Source organism: Burkholderia oklahomensis C6786, from assembly GCF_000959365.1.
In the GTDB taxonomy this organism is placed as follows: domain Bacteria; phylum Pseudomonadota; class Gammaproteobacteria; order Burkholderiales; family Burkholderiaceae; genus Burkholderia; species Burkholderia oklahomensis.
The window spans coordinates 1,289,971-1,313,112 of record NZ_CP009555.1 but is presented as its reverse complement, the minus strand read 5'-3'; the positions used below and the strand labels follow the sequence as shown (position 1 = coordinate 1,313,112).

Here is a 23,142-nt window from a genome sequence, read left to right as displayed (position 1 = left end):
ACTTGATAGGTTGTTAAAGAAAGCTGGAATTGTCAATCAATCTAGATCAATCGAGAATCGAGGCAAACCCCGCGCCTCGCCAGGCAAAGCGAAGGCGCGCATTCCGTACGGAGCGAGAGACATGAATCAGCAGGCATCCCACGAAACCGGCTGCGTCACGCGCGAGCGGCGCGACAAGGTGCTCGTCGTCACGATCGACCATCCGCCCGTCAACGCGCTGTCCGCCGCCGTGCGGCGCGGTCTCGTCGACGCGCTCGACGCGGCCGACGCCGACGCCGCGGTCGCCGCCGTGCTGATCGTCGGCGCCGGGCGCAACTTCATCGCCGGCGCGGACATCCGCGAATTCGGCAAGCCGCCCGTGCCGCCGCTCTTGCCCGATGTCTGCAACCGGATCGAGACGAGCGGCAAGCCCGTCGTCGTCGCGCTGCACGGCGCGACGCTCGGCGGCGGCCTCGAGATCGCGCTCGCCGCGCACTACCGGATCGCCGTGCCGGGCGCGAAGCTCGGCCTGCCGGAAGTGCGGCTCGGCCTGCTGCCGGGCGCGGGCGGCACGCAGCGCACGCCGCGCCTGATCGGCGCGAAGGCCGCGCTCGACCTGATGCTGAGCGGCCGGCACGCGTCGGCCGAGGAGGCGCTGACGCTCGGCCTGATCGATCGGCTCGCGCACAGCGACGACACGCTCGCCGAAGGGCTCGCGTACGCCCAGGAACTGCTTGCGGCTGGCGCGCCCGTGCGCCGCACGCGCGACGCGCAAGGGCTTGCCGATCGCGCGGCGGCCGAAGCGGCGCTCGACGCCGCGCGCGCCGACGTCGCGAAGAAGTCGCGCGGGCTGTTCTCGCCGGCGAAGATCGTCGACGCGGTCGCCGCCGCGCTCGCGCAACCGTTCGACGAGGGCTTGCGCGCCGAGCGCAGGCTGTTTCTCGAATGTCTCGACAGCCCGCAGCGCGCGGGGCTCGTTCACGCGTTCTTCGCGGAGCGCGAGGCGGCGAAGTCGCCGGAGACGCGCCGCGGCGCGCCGCGCCCGGTCGAGCGGATCGGCGTCGTCGGCGGCGGCACGATGGGCGCGGGCATCGCGGTCGCCGCGCTCGACGCCGGCCTCCCGGTGACGATGATCGAGCGCGACGACGCATCGCTCGAGCGCGGCCGCGCGCACGTCGAAAAGGTCTACGCGGGCCTCGTCGCGAAGGGCCGGATGACGCCCGCCGCGCAGGCCGCGCGCCTTGCGCGCTTCAAGGGCGGCACGTCATACGATGCGCTCGCGCAGGCCGACGTCGTGATCGAAGCGGTGTTCGAGGACATGGCGGTGAAGAAGGCCGTGTTCGCGGAGCTCGCGCGCGTCTGCAAGCCGGGCGCCGTGCTCGCGACGAACACGTCGTATCTCGACATCGACGAAATCGCCGCGAGCGTCGAGCGCGCATCCGACGTGATCGGCCTGCATTTCTTCTCGCCCGCGAACATCATGAAGCTGCTCGAAGTGGTCGTGCCGGCGCAGGTGAGCGCGGACGTCGTCGCGACCGCGTTCGAGCTCGCGAAGAAGCTGAAGAAGATCCCGGTGCGCGCGGGCGTATGCGACGGCTTCATCGGCAACCGCGTGCTCGCCGTCTATCGGACGGCCGCCGACTACATGATGGAAGACGGCGCGTCGCCGTATCAGATCGACCGCGCGGTGCGCGAATTCGGCTTCCCGATGGGGCCGTACCAGGTCGTCGACCTCGCGGGCGGCGACATCGGCTGGGCGACCCGCAAGCGTCGCGCGCCGACGCGCGATCCGCGGCTGCGCTACGTCGAGATCCCGGACCGCCTGTGCGAGCGCGGCTGGTTCGGCCAGAAGACGGGCCGCGGCTACTACCTGTATCCGGACGGCGCGCGCGTCGGCACGCCGGATCCGGAAGTCGAGGCGATCATCGACGACGAGCGCGCGAAGCGCGGCGTGACGCCGCGCGCGTTCACGGACGAGGAAATCATCCGCCGCTATCTCGCCGCGATGATCAACGAAGGCGCGAACGTCGTGCACGAGAAGATCGCGCTGCGCCCGCTCGACGTCGACGCGGTGTTCCTGCACGGCTACGGCTTCCCGCGCTATCGCGGCGGCCCGATGCACTACGCGGATACGGTCGGCCTCGCGAACGTGCTCGCCGACATCCGCGCGTTCGCGAACGAGGACCCGGTCTTCTGGAAGCCGTCGCCGCTTCTCGTCGATCTCGTCGCGCGCGGCGCAACCTTCGCGAGCCTGAACCGCATCGACTGACGCCGCGTTCGATCGACCGTCCGTCGCCCTTCCAGCATTCGAGAACAACGCCACATGGATCTGAATTTCACCGCAGAAGAGGAAGCGTTCCGCGCGCAAGTGCAGCGCTTTCTCGCCGACAGGCTGCCGCCGCGCATCTCGCGCAAGGTGAAGGGCGGCTTGCGGCTCACGCGCGACGACATGCGCGAATGGCACGCGATCCTCGACGAACAGGGCTGGCTCGCGAGCCACTGGCCGCGCGAGTGGGGCGGCCCCGGCTGGAGCGTCGCGCAGAAGTTCCTGTTCGACAACGAGTGCGCGCTCGCGGGCGCGCCGCGCATCGTGCCGTTCGGCGTGAACATGCTCGGCCCGGTGCTGATCAAGTACGGCAGCGAAGCGCAGAAGCGCCGCTGGCTGCCGCGCATCCTCGACGGCACCGACTGGTGGTGCCAGGGCTACTCGGAGCCGGGCGCGGGCTCCGATCTCGCGTCGGTGAAAACGAGCGCGGTGCGGGGTGTCGACGCGCAGGGCGATCACTACGTCGTCAACGGCCAGAAGACGTGGACGACGCTCGGCCACTACGCGAACATGATCTTCTGTCTCGTGCGCACCGCGACCGACGTGCGCAAGCAGGAAGGGATCAGCTTCCTGCTCGTCGACATGAATTCGCCCGGCGTCGAAGTCCGCCCGATCGTCACGCTAGACGGCGAGCATGAAGTGAACGAGGTCTTCTTCACCGACGTGCGCGTGCCCGTCGAGAACCGGGTCGGCGAAGAGAACCGCGGCTGGACCTACGCGAAATACCTGCTCACGTACGAGCGCACGAACATCGCGGGCGTCGGCTTCTCGGTCGCGGCGCTCGAGAAGCTGCGCGCGGTCGCGGCGAAGGTGAGGAAGAACGGCCGGCCGCTCGCCGACGATCCGCTCTTCGCCGCACGGCTCGCGCGCGTCGAGATCGAGCTCGACAACATGAAGACGACGAACCTGCGCGTGCTCGCGGCCGTCGCGGGCGGCGGCGCGCCGGGCGCCGAGAGCTCGATGCTGAAGATACGCGGCACGCAGATCCGCCAGGAGATTTCGTCGCTGATGCGGCGCGCGATGGGGCCGTATGCGCAGCCGTTCGCCGACGAAGCGCTCGACGCCGGCGATGACGGCGAGCCGCTCGGCGGCCTGCCCGAAGCGGCGAGCGCGGCGACGCAGTACTTCAACAATCGCAAGCTGTCGATCTTCGGCGGCTCGAACGAAATCCAGAAGAGCATCATCTCGAAGATGATCCTCGGGTTGTAGGGAACGCGCATGGACTTTCGACATACCGAAGACCGCCGGATGCTGGCGGACAGCCTGAACCGCTTCATCGCCGAGCAATATCCGTTCGCCGTGCGCGACCGAATCGCGCTGTCGGACGCCGGCTACAGCGACGACATGTGGCGGCGCTTCGCCGGGCTCGGCGCGATCGGCGCGCTCTTTCCCGAGGACTGCGGCGGCTTCGGCGGCGCGGGCTTCGACATCGCGCTCGTGTTCGAATGCCTCGGGCGCGGGCTCGTCGTCGAGCCGTTCGCGGGCGCGCTGATGGCCGGGCGCGCGCTCGCCGACGCGGGCGGCGACGCGCATCGCGCGCTGCTCGCGGAGCTGATCGAGGGCCGCGCGATCGGCGCGTTCGCGCACGCGGAGCCCGACACGCACTATGAACTGCACACGGTGCGCACGTGCGCGATGCGCGAAGGCGATCACTGGGTGCTCGACGGGACGAAGGCCGTCGTCGACTGCGGCGAGCACGCGACGTTCTATGTCGTCAGCGCACGCACCGCGGGCGGCGACGACGACGCGGCGGGCCTGTCGCTCTTCGTCGTGCCGAGGTCGGCGCCGGGCGTGTCGGCGCGCGGCTATCGGAAGATCGACGGCGGCCGTGCGGCCGACGTGCGCTTCGAGCGCGTGACGCTCACCGACGCCGCACGGCTCGGCGCGCCGGGCGACGCGGCCGGCGCGATCGAGCGTGCGATCGGCTTCGGCCTGCTCGCGCTCGCGGCGGAAGCGCTCGGCGCGATGGACGTCGCGAAGGCGCACACGCTCGACTACCTGCGCACGCGCAAGCAGTTCGGCGTGCCGATCGGCAGCTTCCAGGCGCTGCAGCACCGGATGGCGGACGTGTTGCTCGAAATCGAGCAGGCGCGCTCGGCCGTGATCAACGCCGCCGCGCAGCTCGACGCGCCGCGCGTCGCGCGCGAGCGGGCGCTTGCCGCCGCGAAGTACAGCGTCGGCCGGATCGGCGCGCTGGTCGCCGAAGAGAGCATCCAGTTGCACGGCGGGATCGGCATGACGTGGGAGCTGCCGCTGTCGCACTATGCGAAGCGGCTCGTGATGATCGATCACCAGCTCGGCGACGAAGATCATCATCTCGCGCGCTACATCGCGCTGTCGAAGCCATAGACCGCGAACGAACGGAGGAGACGAAGATGCGCAACGAACGAGGCGCGCAGCCGCTCGCAGGCGTCAAGGTGCTCGATTTCTCGCGGGTGCTCGCGGGACCGTGGTGCGCGATGGTGCTCGCGGATCTCGGCGCGGAGGTGATCAAGGTCGAGCATCCGCAGCGCGGCGACGACACGCGCGACTGGGGCCTGCGCGTCGGCGACACCGAGACGACCTACTTCAACAGCGTGAACCGCAGCAAGCGCTCGATCTGCGTCGATCTGCAGACGCAGGCGGGGCGGCGCGTCGCGTGCGCGCTCGCCGCGCAGGCGGACGTCGTGGTGCACAACTTCAAGGCGGGCGGCGCGGAGAAGCTCGGCCTCGGCTACGACGCGCTCGCCGCGCTGAATCCGCGGCTCGTCCATTGCGCGATTTCCGGCTACGACCGTTCGGGGCACGAAGCGGGCCGGCCGGGCTACGACCTCGTCGTGCAGGGCGAGGCCGGCCTGATGGCGCTGAACGGCGACGCCGGGCAGCCCCCGCTCAAGTTCGGCGTCGCGGTGGCGGATCTCTTCACCGGCATGTATTCGGCGCAGGCGATCCTCGCCGCGCTCTACGAGCGGCAAGCGACGGGCCGCGGGCGGCGCATCGAGATGGCGCTCTTCGATTGCGGGCTGATGGTCACGTCGTACTACGGGCTCGAGGCGCTGCTGATGGGCGAAGACCCGCCGCGCTACGGCAACGCGCATCCGTCGATCGTCCCGTACGGCGTGTTCGACGCGGCGGACGGCCCGGTCGTGATCACGGTCGGCAACAACCAGCAGTTCACGCGCTTTTGCGACGTGATCGGCCGGCCGGCGCTCGCGGCCGACGCGCGCTTCGCGACGAACATCGCGCGCGCCGCGAATCGCGCGGAGCTGCTGCCGGAGATTCGCCGCGAGCTCGGCGCGCGGACGCGCGCGGCGCTGCTCGCGGCGCTCGCGGAAGCGGGCATTCCGTGCGGCGAAGTGCTCGGTCTGCGCGAGGCGCTCATGTCCGAGCGCGCGCAGGCGGCCGGGCTCGTCACGCGGCAGCCGCATCCGGTCGTGGGCGAGGTCGACGTGCTCGCGCCGCCGTACCGCTTCGACGGCGAGCGCCTGCCCGTGCGCAGTGCGCCGCCCGTGCTCGGCGCGGATACCGCGAACGTGCTTGGCGACTGGCTCGGGATGTCCGAGCGCGAGATCGCGCAATTGCGGGCCGACCGCGTCGTCTGAACGCGGCGCCCGCGCGGCGCGGCAACGGGAAGCGGGCGAAGCGCGACGTCGGCCGGCGAGCCGCGCCGCATCGCCGCATCGCGCCGGCAGCAACGATTACACAACAACCTCGTCGATCGAGGAGGAGACGTCATGGAGACTTCCGTCATCGAAACGGTCACGGCTTGCCGCGACTATCAGCAGCTCGTGCGTGCGCGGCGCCGCTTCAGCTTCACGCTGACGGCGCTGATGATCGCGACGTACTACGGCTTCATCCTGCTCGTCGCGCTCGCGCCGCATACGCTCGCCGCGCCGCTTTACGCGGGCGCGACGATCAGCGTCGGCATCGTCGTCGGCATCGCGATCATTTTCGTCGCGATCGGGCTGACGGGCTGGTACGTGCTGCGCGCGAACCGCTCGTTCGACCGCTCGGTCGACGCGCTCCTCGACCGCTCGTGAAGGAGGCCGCGATGCTGCGCAAATCGTTCGCGCTTTCCACGTTTTCCGCGCTCTTTCCCGCCGCCGTGCACGCGATGGGCGCATCCGCCGCGCCGATGCCCGACAAGGTCGCGCTGAACCCCGTCGCGATCGGCATGTTCTTCGCGTTCGTGTTCGCGACGCTCGCGCTCACGCGCTGGGCCGCGCGCCGCACCCGCTCGGCGCGCGACTTCTACACGGCGGGCGGCGGCATCACCGGCCTGCAGAACGGTCTCGCGATCGCGGGCGACTACATGTCGGCCGCGTCGTTCCTCGGGCTGTCCGGGATGGTGTTCATGTTCGGCTTCGACGGGCTCATCTACTCGATCGGCTTTCTCGTCGGCTGGCCGTTCGTGATGTTCCTGATCGCCGAGCCGCTGCGCAATCTCGGCAAGTTCACGTTCGTCGACGTCGTCGCATACCGCTTCGCGCAGCGGCCGATCCGGCTGCTCACGTCGGCGAACGCGCTGACGATCGTCGTGCTGTATCTGGTCGTGCAGATGGTCGGCGCGGGCAAGCTGATCCAGCTGCTGTTCGGTCTGTCGTACGGCGCCGCGGAGCTGATCGTCGGCGCGCTGATGGTCGTCTACGTGTTCTTCGGCGGCATGACCGCGACGACCTGGGTGCAGGTGATCAAGGCGGTGCTGCTGCTCCTCGGCGCGACGCTGCTCGCGTTGCTCGCGCTCGGCGAGTTCGGCTTCAACGTCGACGAGATGTTCCGCCGCGCCGTGGCCGTCCATCCGGGCGCGCTCGGCATCATGGGGCCGGGCAAGCTGATCCGCGATCCGGCGAACGCGCTGTCGCTCGGCATCGCGCTGATGTTCGGCACCGCGGGCTTTCCGCACATCCTGATGCGCTTCTTCACGGTGCCGAACGCGAAGGAGGCGCGCAAGTCAGTGCTCTACGCGACGGGCTTCATCGGCTACTTCTATCTGCTCACGTTCGTGATCGGCTTCTCGGCGATCGTGCTGCTCGCGCAGCATCCGGAGTTCTTCCGGCACGGCGCCGACGGCGCGTTCAACCTGACGCACGACCTGCTCGGCGGCTCGAACATGGTCGCGGTGAAGCTCGCGCAGGCGGTCGGCGGCAACTGGTTCTACGGCTTCATCGCGGCCGTCACGTTCGCGACGATCCTCGCTGTCGTCGCGGGCCTGACGCTCGCCGGCGCGACGACGATCTCGCACGACCTCTACGCGCAGATGTGGGCGCGCGGCAAGCCCGACGAGCGGCGCGAGATGCGCATTTCGCGCGCGGCGACGCTCGCGCTGTCCGCGGTCGCGATCGGCCTGTCGGTCCTGTTCGAGCACGTGAACGTCGCGTTCATGGTCGGGCTCGTCGCGGCGGTCGCGGCGAGCGCGAATTTCCCGGTGCTCGCGACGTCGATCTTCTGGCGCGGGATGACGACGCGCGGCGCGGTGCTGGGCGGCGGTCTCGGCCTCGTGTCGGCGGTCGTGCTCACGCTGCTGTCGAAATCGGTGTGGGTCGACGTGCTGCGCCACGCGCACGCGCCGGTGTTCCTCGACAACCCGGCGCTCGTGTCGGTGCCGCTCGCGTTCGCGGGGATCGTGTTCGGATCGCTCGCCGACCGCAGCGAGCGCGCGCGGCGGGAGCGCGACGCGTTCGCGCGGCAGGAGTTCTACGCGCAGACGGGCGTGCTCGCCGCGCAGGCCGTGACGCACTGAAACGTCTGACGAAAGGCGTGATCCGTCCGGCGATCCGGACGGCCGCATTCCGGTTTTCCGGAAAACCGGAATGCGCGCGCCCGTCTCGATTAGGAAAATCCAGAGAAATCAACAGGCTGAGCCTGATCGAGCAGCTGGCATCGACCTTGCGAAGTAAACGCCCAAGGCCGCCTCGGCCTCACTACTACAGCAAGGAGACATTCGATGACCCACGCAATCCACCTCCCTCGGATCCACTGAGGCCATCGCTTGTTGCGGCACGGCAGCCGCGCGGGCGAGGCTCCCCCTGGCTTTCGTCCGCGCGCGTGACGCCGGCCTGCTTCGACTCACCTTCTCTCTTCTCTGGAACCATCGTGAAGAAACCGTTCTATAAAGTGCTCTACGTGCAGGTGATCTTCGCCATCGTCGTCGGCGTGATCCTCGGTCACTACTACCCGTCGCTCGCCGTCGACATGAAACCGCTCGGCGACGGCTTCATCAAGCTGATCAAGATGGTGATCGGCCCGATCATCTTCTGTACCGTCGTGACGGGCATCGCCGGCATGCAGGACATGAAGAAGGTGGGACGCGTCGGCGGCAAGGCGCTCCTTTATTTCGAGATCGTGTCGACGTTCGCGCTCGTGCTCGGTCTCGCGGCGACGCACATCCTGCGTCCGGGCGTCGGCTTCAACATCGATCCGGCGACGCTCAGCGGCAAGGAAATCGCGTCGTACGCGGCGAAGGCGCACGGCCAGTCGACCGTCGACTTCCTGATGCACATCATCCCGAACACGATGATCGACGCGTTCGCGCAGGGCGAGATCCTGCAGATCCTGCTGATCGCGCTGCTGTTCGGCAGCGTGCTCGCGCATCTCGGCGATCGCGGCAAGGTCGTCACGGACTTCATCGACGGCATCACGCGCGTGCTGTTCGGCATCGTGCACATCGTCACGAAGCTCGCGCCGATCGGCGCGTTCGGCGCGATGGCGTTCACGATCGGCAAGTACGGCGTCGGCTCGCTCGTGCCGCTGCTCAAGCTGATCGGCACGTTCTACCTGACGTCGATCGTGTTCGTGCTCGTCGTGCTCGGCGCGATCGCGCGCTTCACGGGCTTCAGCATCATCCGCTTCGTCGGCTACATCAAGGAAGAGCTCCTGATCGTGCTCGGCACGAGCTCGTCGGAGGCGGCGCTGCCGCAGTTGATGGAAAAGCTCGAGAAGGCCGGCTGCTCGCGCTCGGTCGTCGGCCTCGTCGTGCCGACCGGCTATTCGTTCAACCTGGACGGCACCAACATCTACATGACGATGGCCGTGCTGTTCATCGCGCAGGCGACCAACATCGAGCTCACGTGGATGCAGCAGCTCACGCTGCTCGCGGTCGCGATGCTGACGTCGAAGGGCGCGAGCGGCGTGACGGGCGCGGGCTTCATCACGCTCGCCGCGACGCTCGCCGTCGTGCCGACCATTCCGCTGTCCGGCATGGTGCTGATCCTCGGCATCGACCGCTTCATGAGCGAATGCCGCGCGCTGACCAACATCGTCGGCAACGGCGTCGCGACGGTCGTCGTCTCCGCGTGGGAGAAGGAGCTCGATCGCAAGAAGCTGCGCGCCGCGCTCACGGGCGGCGGCGAAGTCGCAGCGGGTGAAGCCGCACGGGTCTGACGATGGGCGGAAGCACGGCGGGGCGCGCAGCGGCGCCCGCGCCGGGCGGGGCCGAACCGGGCGCGTCGAGGCGCGCGCCGTTCGGCCCCGCGGTCTTTCCGAGCGGGGGCTATGCCACAATAGACGATCCTGATAGTCCGGAAGCCGTCACCGTGAAGCGCCGCCTGCTCGTCCTTCTCGCGCTCGCCGCGATGCTCGCGGTGGCCTGCGCGCTCACGTGGACCATCACGTGGCAGCGCGGCGTCGCCGATCTGCGGAACAGCGCGGCGGCGCGCGTCGACCGCACCGCCAACGCGCTGAAAAGCACGCTCGACCGCTACGAATCGCTGCCGTACCTGCTGGGCGGCCACCCGTTCGTGCAGAACGTCCTCGCCGCGCCCGGCGATCGCCGCTACGTGAATCGCGCGAATCTGTATCTCGAGGACATGAACCGCCACGCGCACGCGACGGCGACCTACGTGATCACGGCGGACGGGCTGTGCGTCGCGGCCAGCAACTGGCGCGGCCCGGACAGCTTCACCGGCATCGGCTACCGGTTCCGCCCGTACTTCATCGACGCGGTGAAGGGCGGCACCGGCCGTTTCTTCGGGATCGGCACGATCTCGCGCGATCCCGGCTACTACATCTCGCAGCCCGTGCGGCGCGACGGCAAGATCATCGGCGTCGCGGTCGTGAAGCTCAATCTCGAATGGTTCCAGGGCGCGGACGCGTCGGAGCCGCTCGTCGTCGCCGACGATCACGGCGTCATCTTCCTGTCGTCGGTGCCCGAATGGAAGTACCACACGCTCAGGCCGCTGCCGGGGCCGATCGCGACGTCGATCCACGAGACGCGTCAATACGCGCAATATCCGGTGACGCCGCTTCCGCTGCGCGTCGAGCGCGTGCTCGGCTCGGACGCGCAGATCGTCCGGATGGGCGCGGGGCGGCGCGCGCCGCGCTATCTCGCGACGCGCCGCCTGCTCGGCGAGCCCGACTGGCAGCTCGTCACGCTCGCGCGGATCGAGCCCGTCGACGCCGACGCGCGCAACGCGACGATCGTCACCGCGTTCGGCTTCGTGTCGCTCAGCCTGCTCGGCTTCTACTGGCGCACGCGGCGCGCGCGCGTGAAGGAGATGCTCCGCAGCCGCGTGCTGCTGCAAAGCGCGTATGCGGAATTGAACCGGCGCGTCGAGGAGCGCACGGCCGATCTGTCGCAGGCGAATGCGCGGCTCAAGAAGGAAGTCGGCGAGCGGTTTCGCGCGGAGCAGGAACTGCGCGCCGCGCACGACGAGCTCGTCCAGGCGAGCAAGCTCGCCGCGCTCGGCCAGATGGCGGCCGGCATCACGCACGAGCTGAACCAGCCGCTCGCCGCGCTGCGCAGCTTCTCCGACAACACGCGCGTGCTGCTCGACCGCGGCGATCAGGCGGCCGCGCGCGAGAATCTCGAGGCGATCGCGGCGCTCACCGAGCGGATGGGCAAGATCACCAATCAGTTGAAGCTGTTCGTCGGGCGCGCGAAGCCGCGCAACGAGCAGGCGCATGTCGCGCGCGCGCTGCGCAACGTGCTCGCGCTGCTGAAGGAGCGCATGAAGGGCGTCGAGCTCGGGCTCGTGCTGCGCGACGAGACGCGCGATTCCGTCGAAACCGTGCGCTTCGATCCGTCGCTCGACTATCCGCCGCTCGTCGCGCGCTGCGAGGATCTGCGGCTCGAGCAGGTGCTCATCAACCTGCTCGGCAACGCGCTCGACGCGGTCGCGGCGGTCGCCGCGCCGCGCATCGACGTGACCATCGGCGCGACGGCCGCGACGCTGTCGATCGTCGTGCGCGACAATGGCCCGGGGATTGCGCCGGAATCGCTCGCACGGCTGTTCGAGCCGTTCTTCACGACGAAGGAAATGGGGCGCGGGCTCGGGCTCGGCCTCGCGATCTCGTCGTCGATCGCGCGCGACGCGGGCGGCTCGCTCACCGCGCGCAACGCGCCGGCGGGCGGCGCGGAGTTCGTCTTGACGCTGCGCCGCGCGCGCACGCATCATCCGGACACTTCCGCCGCGAGCTGAACGCGCGTCCGCGCTCGGCCCGCACAGCATCATTGGGTGACAGAAGATGGCGAACCGCCTGCAAGTGATCTACATCGAAGACGACGAGCTCGTGCGCCGCGCGAGCGTGCAGAGCCTGCAGCTCGCGGGCTTCGACGTCGTCGGGTTCGGTTCGGTCGAGGCGGCCGAGAAGGCGATCGTCGGCGATGCGGCCGGCGTGATCGTGTCGGACATCCGCCTGCCCGGCGCGAGCGGGCTCGACCTGCTCGCGCAGTGCCGCGAACGCACGCCCGACGTGCCCGTCGTGCTCGTCACCGGGCACGGCGACATCTCGATGGCCGTGCAGGCGATGCGCGACGGCGCATACGACTTCATCGAGAAGCCGTTCGCGGCCGAGCGCCTGACCGAGACGGTGCGGCGCGCGCTCGAGCGGCGCGCGCTCGTGCTCGAGAACCACGCGCTGCGGCGCGAGCTCGCGGGGCAGGGCGTCGTCGCGCCGCGGATCATCGGCCGAAGTCCCGCGATCGAGCAGGTCCGGCGGCTGATCGCGAACGTCGCGCCGACCGACGCGTCGGTCCTCATCAACGGCGACACCGGCGCGGGCAAGGAGCTGATCGCACGCAGTCTGCACGAACTGTCGCCGCGCCGCGACAAGCCGTTCATCGCGGTCAACTGCGGCGCGCTGCCGGAGCCGATGTTCGAATCCGAAATGTTCGGCTACGAGCCGGGCGCGTTCACCGGCGCGGCAAAACGTCGCATCGGCAAGCTCGAGTACGCGTCGGGCGGCACGCTGTTCCTCGACGAAATCGAGAGCATGCCGCTCGCACTGCAGGTGAAGCTGCTGCGCGTGCTGCAGGACGGCGTGCTCGAACGGCTCGGCTCGAACCAGCCGATCCGCGTGAACTGCCGCGTGGTCGCGGCGGCGAAGGGCGACATGAGCGAGCACGTCGCGGCCGGGACGTTCCGGCGCGATCTGCTGTATCGGCTGAACGTCGTAACGATCGCGCTGCCGCCGCTCGCCGAGCGCCGCGAGGACATCGTGCCGCTCTTCGAGCACTTCATGCTCGATGCGGCGGTTCGCTACGGGCGCCCCGCGCCGCTTCTCACCGATCGCCAGCGCGCGAGCCTGATGCAGCGCGACTGGCCGGGCAACGTGCGCGAGCTGCGCAACGCGGCCGATCGCTTCGTGCTCGGCGTGACGGAAGGCATTGTCGGAGACGCGGGGACGGACGCGGAACAGGACGCCGAGCAGTCGCTCAAGGAGCGCGTCGAGCAGTTCGAGCGCGCGGTGATCGCCGAGACGCTGAACCGCACGGGCGGCGCGGTCGCGACGACGGCCGACAAGCTGCACGTCGGCAAGGCGACGCTCTACGAGAAGATGAAGCGTTACGGGCTGTCGGCGAAAGGAGAAACGGACCGCTGAAGCGGGCGCGGCCCGTGTCGAGCGATCCGTCGGAGCCGGAGGGCGGCGGCGCGCCGTGCGGCGCGGCCGGAGGGCTTACGCGCTCGTGCCGAGCGCCTTCTGCAGCAGCTGATCGAGCTCCGCGAACTGCGGCGCGCCGACGTAGCGCTTCAGGATCTTGCCGTCCTTGCCGATCACGAACGTCGTCGGCGTCAGCTGGACGTTGCCGAACTGCTTCGCGACGCTGCCGTCGTCGAGCGCGACCTTGAACGGCAGTTGGCGCGTCTGCGCGTAGTTCGCGACGTACATCGGCGGATCGTAGTTCATCGCGACCGCGACGAACTCGAGCCCCTGGCCCTTGAAGCGGTTGTACGTGTCGACCATCTGCGGCATTTCCTGCATGCAGGTCGCGCAGCTCGTCGCCCAGAAGTTGACGAGGTAGACCTTGCCCTTCAGATCGGCGGCGGTCGAGATCTTCTGGCCGGACAACAGCGTGAACGTCGCTTCGGGCGCGCTCGACTTGCCGTTGAACGCGAAATAGCCGGCGAAGGCGATCGCGACGGCGGCGACGGCGATCGCCACGTAGCGCAACGGGCCGGCGCGGCGGCCGGTGGGGGCGGGAGCGGGACTCATCTGCTGGACCTCTGGAATGCGGGCGACGCCACGCGGGCGGCGCGCCCAAGCGGTGCGAACGGCGCTCATTGTACCGTCAATCGGGCGCGCGCACCGGCGCCGCGCGGACGCGCCGACCGGCGATAATGCGGCTTCGTTTACCGTCCATTGCAACCCGTTCCTTTCATGATTCGTGCCGGTCTTCGCTACGCGCGTCTGCTTCGTTTGCTTCGTCTGGTCGGCCTGCTTGGCCTGGTCGGTCCACGTGGGCCGATGGGTCCATCGGGCCGGTCGGCTTCGCTCCATCCGTCGGAGCCGTTGCGCGCGTTCGTCGCATCTTTTGCCGCCCGTGCGCGCCGCGCGGCCGTCGTGTTCGGCGCGCTCGCGTCGCTTGCCGCCTGCTCGCCCGCTTACGACTGGCGCACGCTGCACAACGACGCCGGCTACACGATCGACCTGCCGGCGAAGCCGACCGTCGAAGAGCACCCGGTCGCGATCGGCGGCGTATCGATGAAGATGCGGATGCAGGCGGCGCACGTCGGCGGCGCGGTGTTCGCCGTCGGCACGGTCATGCTGCCCGACGACCGCGACGCGACCCAGCATGCAGTGCTCGACTACCTGCGCGCCGGTTTGGCGCGCAACCTGCGTGCGCAGCCGGCCGAGCAGGCGGTGCTCGTGCCGCTCGCGGCGGGCGGCCAGACGGCGGGCGTCGAGCTGCGGATGAGCGGCGCGCCTGGTGGCGCGTCGGGCGGGGCGCTCGGTGCGGCGCCGGAATCGGTCTCATCCGACGCGGGCGCGTCGAAGACGGTGATCGCGCGGCTCGTCGCGCACGGCCGGCACGTGTACGAGGTAATCGTGATCTCCGACGCGCCGCTCGCCGCCGATCCGCTCGAACAATTTTTCGGCTCGTTGAAACTCGACTGATCGAGCCATGCGGGACGCCTAAGAGCCGATTCCAAACTGAAAGTTCCTTCGCAAGAAAGGGCGCTAATCGCCGGATTTTGCGGGATTTTTTCGACTATCCACAGAGGCTGTGGATAACTTTGTTGAAAACTTTGCGGGGCCTTCTGCAAAGGCACGCCAGAGGGCCTTTCAGTTAGATTGCCTCGAATCTTTGCACCTGCAAAAAATCAATAAAATCAATGCATTGCGAAAGAGGTTTCAAGTAATGGCTGGGACGTGCGAAAGTTGGGTCGGATTCGCCTCATTGTGCATAAGTCAAGTCTTGACAGCCATTTTTTTGCCGTACGGGCGACGACGGGCAAGCCCGAATGCCCTGTGGAGCCTGGTCGCGGACGATGTGGCGCGTTTTTTTTCGAAGTTTGCCGGCGGTTCCACGGTGCGTGTTTTCCGGGAGTCGCCCGTTTGCCGCGCGGGCGGGTTGGCGGCCACGGCGTGCGCTTGCGCATTGACGCCGAAGGCCCGCGCGGACGCAGCGCTCTCGTGCCGACCGAACGAGCGCAAAGCGCCGGGGCATAGTCGAACGAGCGGTGTCTGCGCCGAGTGCGCTCAAGCGCCAAATCGTGCGGCTATCCGACGCAAGACGTTCCATCGAACACGCCGTTATCCGTCACGCTGTTCGCCAGCGGCCGTTCGGCGTCTCCGCCGCGCGGCCGCTCGTGCTGCGCGAGCGCGGCGTCCACGGCGCCATGGACCGCCGGCGGGTCGTCGAGCAGGTAAAAATGCCCGCCGTCGAACGTCCGAAGCTCGATCGGCCGCGTCGAGGCGCGCTGCCAGTCGCGCAGCCCTTCCGGGGACAGCACCGCATCCTGCCGGCCCGCGAAGACCGTGACGGGCACGGGCAGCGGCGTCGGCGACGCGAGCGGGAAGAATGCCTCGACGATCCGGAAGTCGGCTTTCGCGAGCGTCAACAGCATCGCCCGCAGTTCGTCGTGTGCGAAGACTTCGGGCGGCGTGCCGCCGAGCGACGCGAGATAATCGACGATCGCCGCGTCGGTGCGCTGATGAACCGGAAACGCGCGCCGCCGCGACGCCGCGAACGGCGAGTCGGCGCCCGACACGCCGAGCCAGCGCGGCGGACGCCCGAGCTGCGTCATGTCGTGCGCGAAGCAATACGCGACGAGCGCACCCATGCTGTGGCCGAAGATCGCATAGTCGGAAGGGAGCTCGGGAGCGAGCTCGCGCAGGTAGTCGCGCAGTTGCGGCAGCGTATCGATCGCGGGGCGGTTGAGATTCCTGCCGCGGCCCGGCAGTTCGACGAGCCAGGCCTCGATATGCGCGGGAAACGCGGTCGCCCATTTGTAGTAGTTCGTTGCCGAGCCGCACGCGTGATGGAACATCAGCAGCCGGTGCCGCGCGTGTTCGCGCCTGTCGGGAATGGTGAGGGTGCCGGGCAGCAAGGCCATGCGCGATCGCTCCAGTCGGGGAAGGCAAATCTTGGGCGGTTCGACGCCGCCGCAAACGTGCGGCGCGCGGGACGATGACGCCATTGAAAACGTGCGGCGTTATTGTCCCTACTATATTACGATTTGCCTGCCGTCTTCGTTTCGCGATTGCGGCGTTTCATTGCGTCATCGACGTCCACCGTCGCGCGTTGCGTGTCCGCATCTCCACGCCGGGCATCGCGTGGCAGCAGGCAACGATCGTGAAACGGCATCGGATCGCGTTCGTGCGCTTGCGTCAGGTGCTCGCCGCGCGGCTTGCCGCGACCTTTGGCCGGGCGCGGGGGCGTCGATCATGCTGTCGCTGTCGCCGACGGCGAGACCGGCGTGCCGCCCGTTGTCTTCGTACTCCACCTCGCTCGGGTAAAGCGATCATGACGATCACCGTTCGCACTGCCGCCGCCGCCGACCGGCCGGCGTTGCGCCGAATCTTTCTGCAAACGCGCCGCGACACGTTCGACTGGCTGTCGGCCGATGGTTTCGCGCTGGAGGATTTCGACGAACACACGCGAGGCGAAGCGGTGCTCGTCGCCGAAGCGGAGGGTTCGGGCATCGTCGGCTTCATCTCGGTGTGGGAGCCGGAGCGCTTCATTCATCATCTGTACGTCGCAGCATCGCGGCTGCGTGAAGGAATCGGCAGCGCGTTGCTGCGTGCGCTGCCCGGCTGGCCCGCCGCGCGCTATCGGCTCAAGTGTCTGACGCTGAACGAACGGGCGCTCGCGTTCTACCGCGCGCATCGGTTCGTCGAGATCGACTCGGGCGTGTCCGGCGATGGCGAGTATCTGCTGCTGGAATCGCGTGAAGCGAGCGGCCGATGACGCTCCGTTCGCGTATCGCGAGCGTCGGGCGCTCCCGTGTGGCGCGTTCGGTATCGCGCCGCCTGCCGTGCCGCTGCGCTCGCTGCACAAGCGTGTGTCGCCGTTCGGGATCGGGGATACGCGGCGCGCTTCGATCTGTCTGCCATCTCGCTCGAATCATCTTTCAAGCTGGTGGCCGGCTGCGTCGGCCGCCTTCGTCTTTATCCCGAACGGTGGTTGCCGGCGAGCATTGCCGATGGCGCGTCGGCGCACGGCTTCGACGACAAGCCGATGATTCGACTCGCACAGCGCCTCGCGCCTCGCCGCCCCGCCCCGGGTTGCGCGACGCCTCGCATCTGCCCGTTCGTCGGCCGGATCAGGCGCAAGGGCATGCGATCGGCTCCCATTCAGGCCGGCGAGAATATCCGCCGATACCGGATCGCCTCGGCGATCTGCCCCGCGCTCGGCGCGTCGTCGCCCGCCAGATCCGCGATCGTCCGCGCGACCTTCAGCACCCGGTAGTACGCGCGCGCCGACCAGCGGAACCGCTCGCCCGCCTCGCGCAACAAGGCTTCGCCCGCGCCGTCCGGGCGGCAGAATGCGTCGGTTTCGCGGCCCGTCAGCATGTGGTTCGTCTTGCGTTGCCGTGCGAATTGCCGCTCGCGCGCACGGGCGACGCGTTCGGCGACGGCCGCGCTCGACTCGCCCGCTGTCGCCGGCCGCTCGGCCAGCTCGGCGGGCGTGAGCGCGGGAATCTCGATCTGGATGTCGATCCGGTCGAGGAGCGGCCCGGACAGCTTGCGCAGATAGCGCGCGGCGATGTCGGGCGAGCAGCGGCAGCGGCCGCCGGGATCGCCGCGCCAGCCGCACGGGCACGGATTCATCGCGGCGATCAACTGGCACGCGGCCGGGAAATCGGCTTGCAGCGCGGCGCGCGAGATCGTGATGCGGCCCGCTTCGAGCGGCTCGCGCAGCGTCTCGAGCACGTGCCGGTCGAATTCGGGCAGCTCGTCGAGAAACAGCACGCCGAAGTGCGCGAGCGTGATTTCGCCGGGCTGCGGCGGATTGCGGCCGCCGACGAGCGCGGCCGAACTCGACGAGTGATGCGGCGCGCGAAACGGCCGCCGCCGCCATTGAGCGGGCGCGAAGCCCGCGCGGCTCGACGACAGGATCGCGGCCGACGTCAGCGCCTCGTCGTCGGTGAGCGGCGGCAAGAGGCCCGGCAGGCGCGCGGCGAGCATCGACTTGCCCGCGCCCGGCGGCCCGATCATCAGCATGTGGTGGCCGCCCGCCGCCGCGACTTCGAGCGCGCGCTTCGCGCCCGTCTGGCCGATCACGTCGGCGAGGTCGGGCGCGGACGCGGCGGGCAGATCGTCGAGGCGGGGCGCGGCAACCGGCGCGAGCCGCCCGTCCGGCGCGTCGGCGAGATGCGCGCACAACGCCGGCAGGTCGGCCGCGCCGTACACGGTCACGCCCGGCACGAGCGCCGCTTCGCCCGCGCTCGGCAGCGGCAGATAGAGCTCGGGCGCGACGGCGGGTAAAGGCGCGGGCTCGGCCGAGCCGGTTTCGTCCGCCTGCTGCCCGCGCGCGGCGCCGCACGCCATCGCGAACGCGCCGCGCATCGGCCGCAGCGCGCCCGTCAACGACAGCTCGCCCGCGAACTCGCGGCCGTCGAGCGCGTCCGCCGGGAGCTGGCCGCTCGCCGCGAGGATGCCGAGCGCGATCGGCAGGTCGAAGCGTCCGGACTCCTTCGGCAGGTCGGCGGGGGCGAGGTTGACGGTGATGCGCCGCACGGGGAACTCGAAGCCGCAGTTCTGCAGCGCGGCGCGCACGCGCTCGCGGCTTTCGCGGACTTCGAGATCGGGCAGGCCGACGATCGAGAACGACGGCAACCCGTTGGCGAGGTGGACTTCGACGGTGACTTCCGGCGCGCGGCCGGCAGCGGGCGCGCGGCTGCGCACCACGGCAAGCGACATGATTCGACTCCGCGTGGACCGGACCGGGCGGCGCGGATTGCGCCGCCCGTGGCGTCCGGATGATGGTTTCGATGCGCGCTTGGCCGGCGTGGCGCGAGCTGCTGGGATGAACCGCTCAGCGAATGCGAGCGGCGGCGACCGTCACGATTGGACGTCGGCCAGTTTCTGTTCGAGCTCGGCGACGCGCTTTTCGAGCTCCTCGAGCCGCGCGCGGGTGCGTGCGAGCACTTGCGCCTGCGTGTCGAATTCCTCGCGGGTGACGAGATCGAGCTTCGAGAAGCCTTGCGTGAGCATTGCCTTCACGTTGCGCTCGACATCCTTGGCCGGCGAGTTTTTCAGCAGATCGCCGATGCGCGATTGCAGGTCGTTGAAAACGTCGCTGGGTTGCTTCATGGTGTTCCCCTTCCAGATGCACAAAATTTGTGCAATTGCCATTGCAGTCGTGCCCACGAATTGCGCATGACCGGAATTGGTGCGCTCGCAGGCCCGTTTTCCGGGCATTCGACCGCGAGAAGCCGCGTTCGCCGTGCGCCGGACGTGCGTGCACTCTAGCAACCTTCCTTTCAGCGCGCCAGCGAACCGGGCCCGCGTTGGCCGTTCGGCCAAGGCGCGCTTGCTTTCGCGCAAGCGTGTGTCCATGGCGGAAATCTGCCTGAAAGCCTTTCGAGACCTGCATGAGCCGACATGGCATGCGAGTTGCTGTAGATGTTCCGCTACACATTGCAGCAGTGATGGGACAACCACCATAGCGAGAGGACTTCATGAAACTGATTACCGCAATCATCAAGCCGTTCAAGCTCGATGAGACGCGCGAGGCGCTCTCGGCGCTCGGCGTCTCGGGCATCACGGTGACGGAGGTCAAGGGGTTCGGCCGCCAGAAAGGGCACACCGAGCTGTACCGGGGTGCCGAGTATGTCGTCGATTTCCTTCCTAAGATGAAGATCGAGGCCGCAGTGTCGGACGATCTCGTCGACCAGGCCGTCGAGGCGATCGAGCGCGCGGCGCGGACGGGGAAGATCGGCGACGGCAAGATCTTCGTCACGTCGATCGAGCAGGTGATTCGGATCCGTACTGGGGAGACGGGCGCTGACGCCCTGTAACAAGAGACACGAGCGATAAGAGGAAAACCAAGATGCGCAAAATCATGATGTCCCTGTTGATGGCCGGCTCGCTGCTTGCGGGCGGCATCGGCGCCGCGATGGCCGACGACGCGTCGTCGGCACCCGCCGCCGCATCGGCCGCCGCCGCTTCCGACGCGTCGGCTAGCGCCGCCGCCGCGTCCGCGCCGGCCGCTTCGGCACCTGCCGCGTCGGCGCCCGCCGACGCATCCGCGGCCGCATCGGCCGCCGCACCGGCTTCGGCTGCCGCCGCACCTGCCGCACCGACCGCGCCGTTCTCGGTCGATTCGTCGAAGATCAACTCGGGCGACACCGCGTGGATGCTGACGTCGACCGCCCTCGTGCTGTTCATGACGATCCCGGGCCTCGCGCTGTTCTACGGCGGCATGGTCCGCAAGAAGAACGTGCTCGCGACCGTGATGCAGAGCTTCGCGATCACGGCGCTCATCACGGTCCTGTGGACGGTGGTCGGCTACAGCCTCGCGTTCACGCCGGGCAGCGGCTTCATCGGCGGCTTCTCGCGCGTGTTCCTGTCCGGGATGAACTACATCCACGGCGACAAGGCGACGACGCTCACCGTCAGCCACCTCGCGCCGACGATCCCGGAGACCGTCTACTTCGTCTATCAGATGACGTTCGCGATCATCACGCCGGCTCTCATCTGCGGCGCGTTCGCCGACCGGATGAAGTTCTCGGCGATGCTCGTGTTCATGACGCTCTGGTCGCTGATCGTCTATGTGCCGATCGCGCACATGGTGTGGGAACCGACCGGCTGGCTGTCGGCCGACGGCGTGCTCGATTTCGCGGGCGGCACCGTCGTGCACATCAACGCTGGCATCGCGGGCCTGATGTCGTGCCTCGTGCTCGGCAAGCGCGTCGGCTACGGCCGTGAAGCGATGGCGCCGCACAACCTCGTGCTGACGCTGATCGGCGGCTCGATGCTGTGGGTGGGCTGGTTCGGCTTCAACGCGGGTTCCGCGGTCGCGGCCGACGGCCGCGCCGGCTTCGCGATGCTGACGACGCAAGTCGCGACCGCGTGCGCCGCGCTCGGCTGGATGTTCGCCGAGTGGATCGCGAAGGGCAAGCCTTCGGTGCTCGGCATCGTGTCGGGCGCCGTCGCGGGCCTCGTCGCGATCACGCCGGCCGCCGGTTTCGTCGGTGTCGCGGGCGCGCTCGTGATCGGCATCGCCGCGGGCGTCGTCTGCTTCTGGTCGGCGACGTGGCTCAAGTCGAAGCTCGGCTACGACGATTCGCTCGACGCGTTCGGCGTGCACGGCGTGGGCGGTATCCTCGGCGCGCTGCTGACGGGCGTGTTCGCGGTGAAGGACATCGGCGGCGCCGACGGCAGCCTGTTGCTGCAAGCGAAGGGCGTGCTGATCACGCTCGTCTACAGCGGCATCGTCAGCTTCGTGCTGCTGAAGGTCATCGACCTCGTGATCGGCCTGCGCGTGACGGAAGAAGAGGAACGCGAAGGCCTCGACGTGATCCTGCATGGCGAGCACGTCGAATAATCGGATTCATCCCCGATCCCGGGACGGCGAAGCGCATGCATGCTTCGCCGCCCGCCGGAATGAGCGCAGCGACTTCGACCCGCCTTTCAGGCGGGTCTTTTTTCGTCATTCGATTCGTCGTTTCTTCGCGTCGGCGCCGCGCGCCGGGCGTCGCATGCCGGCTCCTGCCGACTCCGACGCCCGCCCCGGCGCGGGCCGGATTCGTTGACCCTTCAGGCTATCGGGTCAATAGCGACAAACATTCGGTAAATCCTTGCGATTGCGGGAACAATCCCCAAATGCGACGGGCAATTGCTCTACAATCTTTTTTCTCCCGTCCGCGAGTTACACATGGTTCCCCATCTCGTTACGGCGTTAAACGGCCCGCTGCTCGAGCTCGAGCGGAAGATCCTCGACGCCACGCCTGCGATCGAACGCTGGTTCAGGCTCGAATGGCAGGAACACACGCCGCCGTTCTATTGTTCGGTCGATCTGCGCAACGCTGGCTTCAAGCTCGCGCCCGTCGACGCGAATCTGTTTCCTGGCGCGTTCAACAACCTGCCGCCCGAAGTGCTGCCGCTCGCCGTGCAGGCGGCGATGGCCGCGATCGAGAAGATCTGCCCGGACGCGAAGAATCTGCTCGTGATCCCCGAGCTGCCGACGCGCAACGCGTTCTATCTCGAGAACGTCGCGCGCCTCGCCACGATCATGCGTCAGGCGGGGCTGAACGTGCGCTTCGGCTCGCTCGATCCGAGCATCTCCGACGTCACGCCGATCACGCTCGCCGACGGCCAGAAGATCGTGCTCGAGCCGCTCGAGCGCACGCCGCGCCGGCTCGGCCTCAAGAACTTCGATCCGTGCTCGATCCTGCTCAACAACGATCTGTCGGCGGGCATCCCGAGCGTGCTCGAGAACCTGCACGAGCAGTATCTGCTGCCGCCGCTGCATGCCGGCTGGGCGGTGCGCCGCAAGTCGACGCACTTTTCCTGCTATGACGACGTCGCGAAGAAGTTCGCGAAGATGGTCGGCGTCGATCCGTGGATGCTCAATCCGTATTTCGCGCACGTCGAAGGCGTCGACTGGCACGAGGGCGACGGCGGCGAAGCGCTCGCCGACGCGATCGACGCGGTGCTCAAGAAGATCGCGCGCAAGTATCGCGAATACGGGATCGGCGAGAAGCCGTACGTCGTCGTGAAGGCGGATGCGGGCACGGCGGGGCGCGGCGTGATGACCGTGCACGACGCGTCCGAGATCGGCCGGATGACGAAGCACGAGCGCGCGCAGATGGCCGAATCGAAGGCGGGCGTGCCGGTGCGCGACGTGATCGTGCAGGAAGGCGTCTACACGTTCGAGCGGATCGGCGACGAAGTGGCCGAGCCCGTCGTCTACATGATCGACCGCTACGTGGTGGGCGGGTTCTACCGCACACACGGCGCGCGCGAACGCGACCAGAATCTGAACGCGCCCGGCATGCACTACGTGCCGCTCGGCTTCGAGCACACGGCGCTGCCGGACACGCACGCGAAGCCCGGCGCGGCGCCGCCGAACCGCTTCTACATGTATGGCGTCGTCGCACGGCTCGGGCTGCTCGCGTCGTCGGTCGAGCTCGAGAAGACCGACCCGGAAGCGATCCAGGTGTGACGCATCCCTTTTAGCATCAGGACTC

The 23,142-nt window shown here is 68.6% G+C and carries 18 protein-coding genes; 14 read left to right on the top strand and 4 right to left on the bottom strand.

The window, feature by feature from the left end; all coding sequences use genetic code 11:
* Positions 1-121: 121 nt before the first annotated feature.
* From BG90_RS05795 to BG90_RS05755, 9 genes are all read left to right on the top strand, one after another.
* Positions 122-2,248 (top strand): 3-hydroxyacyl-CoA dehydrogenase NAD-binding domain-containing protein, encoded by a 2,127-nt coding sequence (locus BG90_RS05795; RefSeq protein ID WP_010113698.1) that lies wholly within the window; start codon positions 122-124, stop codon positions 2,246-2,248.
* Between the two features lie 54 nt (positions 2,249-2,302).
* Positions 2,303-3,514, top strand: a complete 1,212-nt coding sequence (locus BG90_RS05790) for an acyl-CoA dehydrogenase family protein (protein ID WP_010113700.1) — start codon at positions 2,303-2,305, stop codon at positions 3,512-3,514.
* Positions 3,515-3,523: 9 nt separating this feature from the next.
* Positions 3,524-4,654, top strand: a complete 1,131-nt coding sequence (locus BG90_RS05785) for an acyl-CoA dehydrogenase family protein (protein WP_010101348.1) — start codon at positions 3,524-3,526, stop codon at positions 4,652-4,654.
* A 26-nt stretch (positions 4,655-4,680) separates the two neighbouring features.
* The gene (locus tag BG90_RS05780; protein WP_010113702.1) at positions 4,681-5,886 is read left to right on the top strand and encodes a CaiB/BaiF CoA transferase family protein; all 1,206 of its coding nucleotides are present in this window, start codon (positions 4,681-4,683) and stop codon (positions 5,884-5,886) included.
* A gap of 132 nt (positions 5,887-6,018) precedes the next feature.
* Positions 6,019-6,324, top strand: coding sequence for a DUF485 domain-containing protein (locus BG90_RS05775; protein WP_010101353.1), 306 nt, complete (start codon positions 6,019-6,021; stop codon positions 6,322-6,324).
* A gap of 11 nt (positions 6,325-6,335) precedes the next feature.
* Positions 6,336-8,024: a cation acetate symporter gene (locus BG90_RS05770; protein WP_025989625.1), complete on the top strand. Its 1,689-nt coding sequence runs from the start codon at positions 6,336-6,338 to the stop codon at positions 8,022-8,024.
* A gap of 350 nt (positions 8,025-8,374) precedes the next feature.
* On the top strand, positions 8,375-9,664 hold the full coding sequence (locus BG90_RS05765; protein ID WP_038801910.1) for a dicarboxylate/amino acid:cation symporter: 1,290 nt from the start codon (positions 8,375-8,377) through the stop codon (positions 9,662-9,664).
* Between the two features lie 2 nt (positions 9,665-9,666).
* Positions 9,667-11,700, top strand: a complete 2,034-nt coding sequence (locus BG90_RS05760) for a sensor histidine kinase (RefSeq protein ID WP_010113706.1) — start codon at positions 9,667-9,669, stop codon at positions 11,698-11,700.
* Positions 11,701-11,746: 46 nt separating this feature from the next.
* Positions 11,747-13,102, top strand: a complete 1,356-nt coding sequence (locus BG90_RS05755; RefSeq protein WP_010101360.1) for a sigma-54-dependent transcriptional regulator — start codon at positions 11,747-11,749, stop codon at positions 13,100-13,102.
* A 75-nt stretch (positions 13,103-13,177) separates the two neighbouring features.
* Here BG90_RS05755 and BG90_RS05750 read toward each other — a convergent pair whose 3' ends face one another.
* Positions 13,178-13,714 (bottom strand): peroxiredoxin family protein, encoded by a 537-nt coding sequence (locus BG90_RS05750; protein WP_025989627.1) that lies wholly within the window; start codon positions 13,712-13,714, stop codon positions 13,178-13,180.
* A gap of 252 nt (positions 13,715-13,966) precedes the next feature.
* Between BG90_RS05750 and BG90_RS05745 the strand changes: the two genes are divergently transcribed.
* Complete coding sequence (locus BG90_RS05745; RefSeq protein ID WP_232288858.1) at positions 13,967-14,617, top strand: hypothetical protein; 651 nt, start codon at positions 13,967-13,969, stop codon at positions 14,615-14,617.
* 605 nt (positions 14,618-15,222) lie between these two features.
* Here BG90_RS05745 and BG90_RS05740 read toward each other — a convergent pair.
* Entirely contained in the window at positions 15,223-16,059 is an 837-nt protein-coding gene (locus tag BG90_RS05740) for a thioesterase II family protein (RefSeq protein WP_010113708.1), read from the bottom strand.
* Positions 16,060-16,469: 410 nt separating this feature from the next.
* Here BG90_RS05740 and BG90_RS05735 point away from each other — a divergent pair, with 410 nt between their 5' ends.
* On the top strand, positions 16,470-16,913 hold the full coding sequence (locus BG90_RS05735; RefSeq protein ID WP_010113709.1) for a GNAT family N-acetyltransferase: 444 nt from the start codon (positions 16,470-16,472) through the stop codon (positions 16,911-16,913).
* Between the two features lie 386 nt (positions 16,914-17,299).
* Here the strand turns inward: BG90_RS05735 and BG90_RS05730 are convergent, their stop codons facing one another.
* Positions 17,300-18,868 (bottom strand): YifB family Mg chelatase-like AAA ATPase, encoded by a 1,569-nt coding sequence (locus BG90_RS05730; protein ID WP_045568086.1) that lies wholly within the window; start codon positions 18,866-18,868, stop codon positions 17,300-17,302.
* Positions 18,869-19,009: 141 nt separating this feature from the next.
* Entirely contained in the window at positions 19,010-19,261 is a 252-nt protein-coding gene (locus tag BG90_RS05725; protein WP_010101376.1) for an accessory factor UbiK family protein, read from the bottom strand.
* Positions 19,262-19,629: 368 nt separating this feature from the next.
* Between BG90_RS05725 and BG90_RS05720 the strand changes: the two genes are divergently transcribed.
* From BG90_RS05720 to gshA, 3 genes are all read left to right on the top strand, one after another.
* Positions 19,630-19,968 carry a P-II family nitrogen regulator gene (locus BG90_RS05720; protein WP_004198020.1) on the top strand — a complete coding sequence of 113 codons (339 nt, stop codon included), beginning with the start codon at positions 19,630-19,632 and terminating at the stop codon, positions 19,966-19,968.
* Positions 19,969-20,000: 32 nt separating this feature from the next.
* The gene (locus BG90_RS05715) at positions 20,001-21,497 is read left to right on the top strand and encodes an ammonium transporter (protein WP_045568085.1); all 1,497 of its coding nucleotides are present in this window, start codon (positions 20,001-20,003) and stop codon (positions 21,495-21,497) included.
* A gap of 330 nt (positions 21,498-21,827) precedes the next feature.
* Positions 21,828-23,117 carry a glutamate--cysteine ligase gene (gene gshA, locus BG90_RS05710; protein WP_010101412.1) on the top strand — a complete coding sequence of 430 codons (1,290 nt, stop codon included), beginning with the start codon at positions 21,828-21,830 and terminating at the stop codon, positions 23,115-23,117.
* The last annotated feature ends 25 nt before the right edge of the window (positions 23,118-23,142 follow it).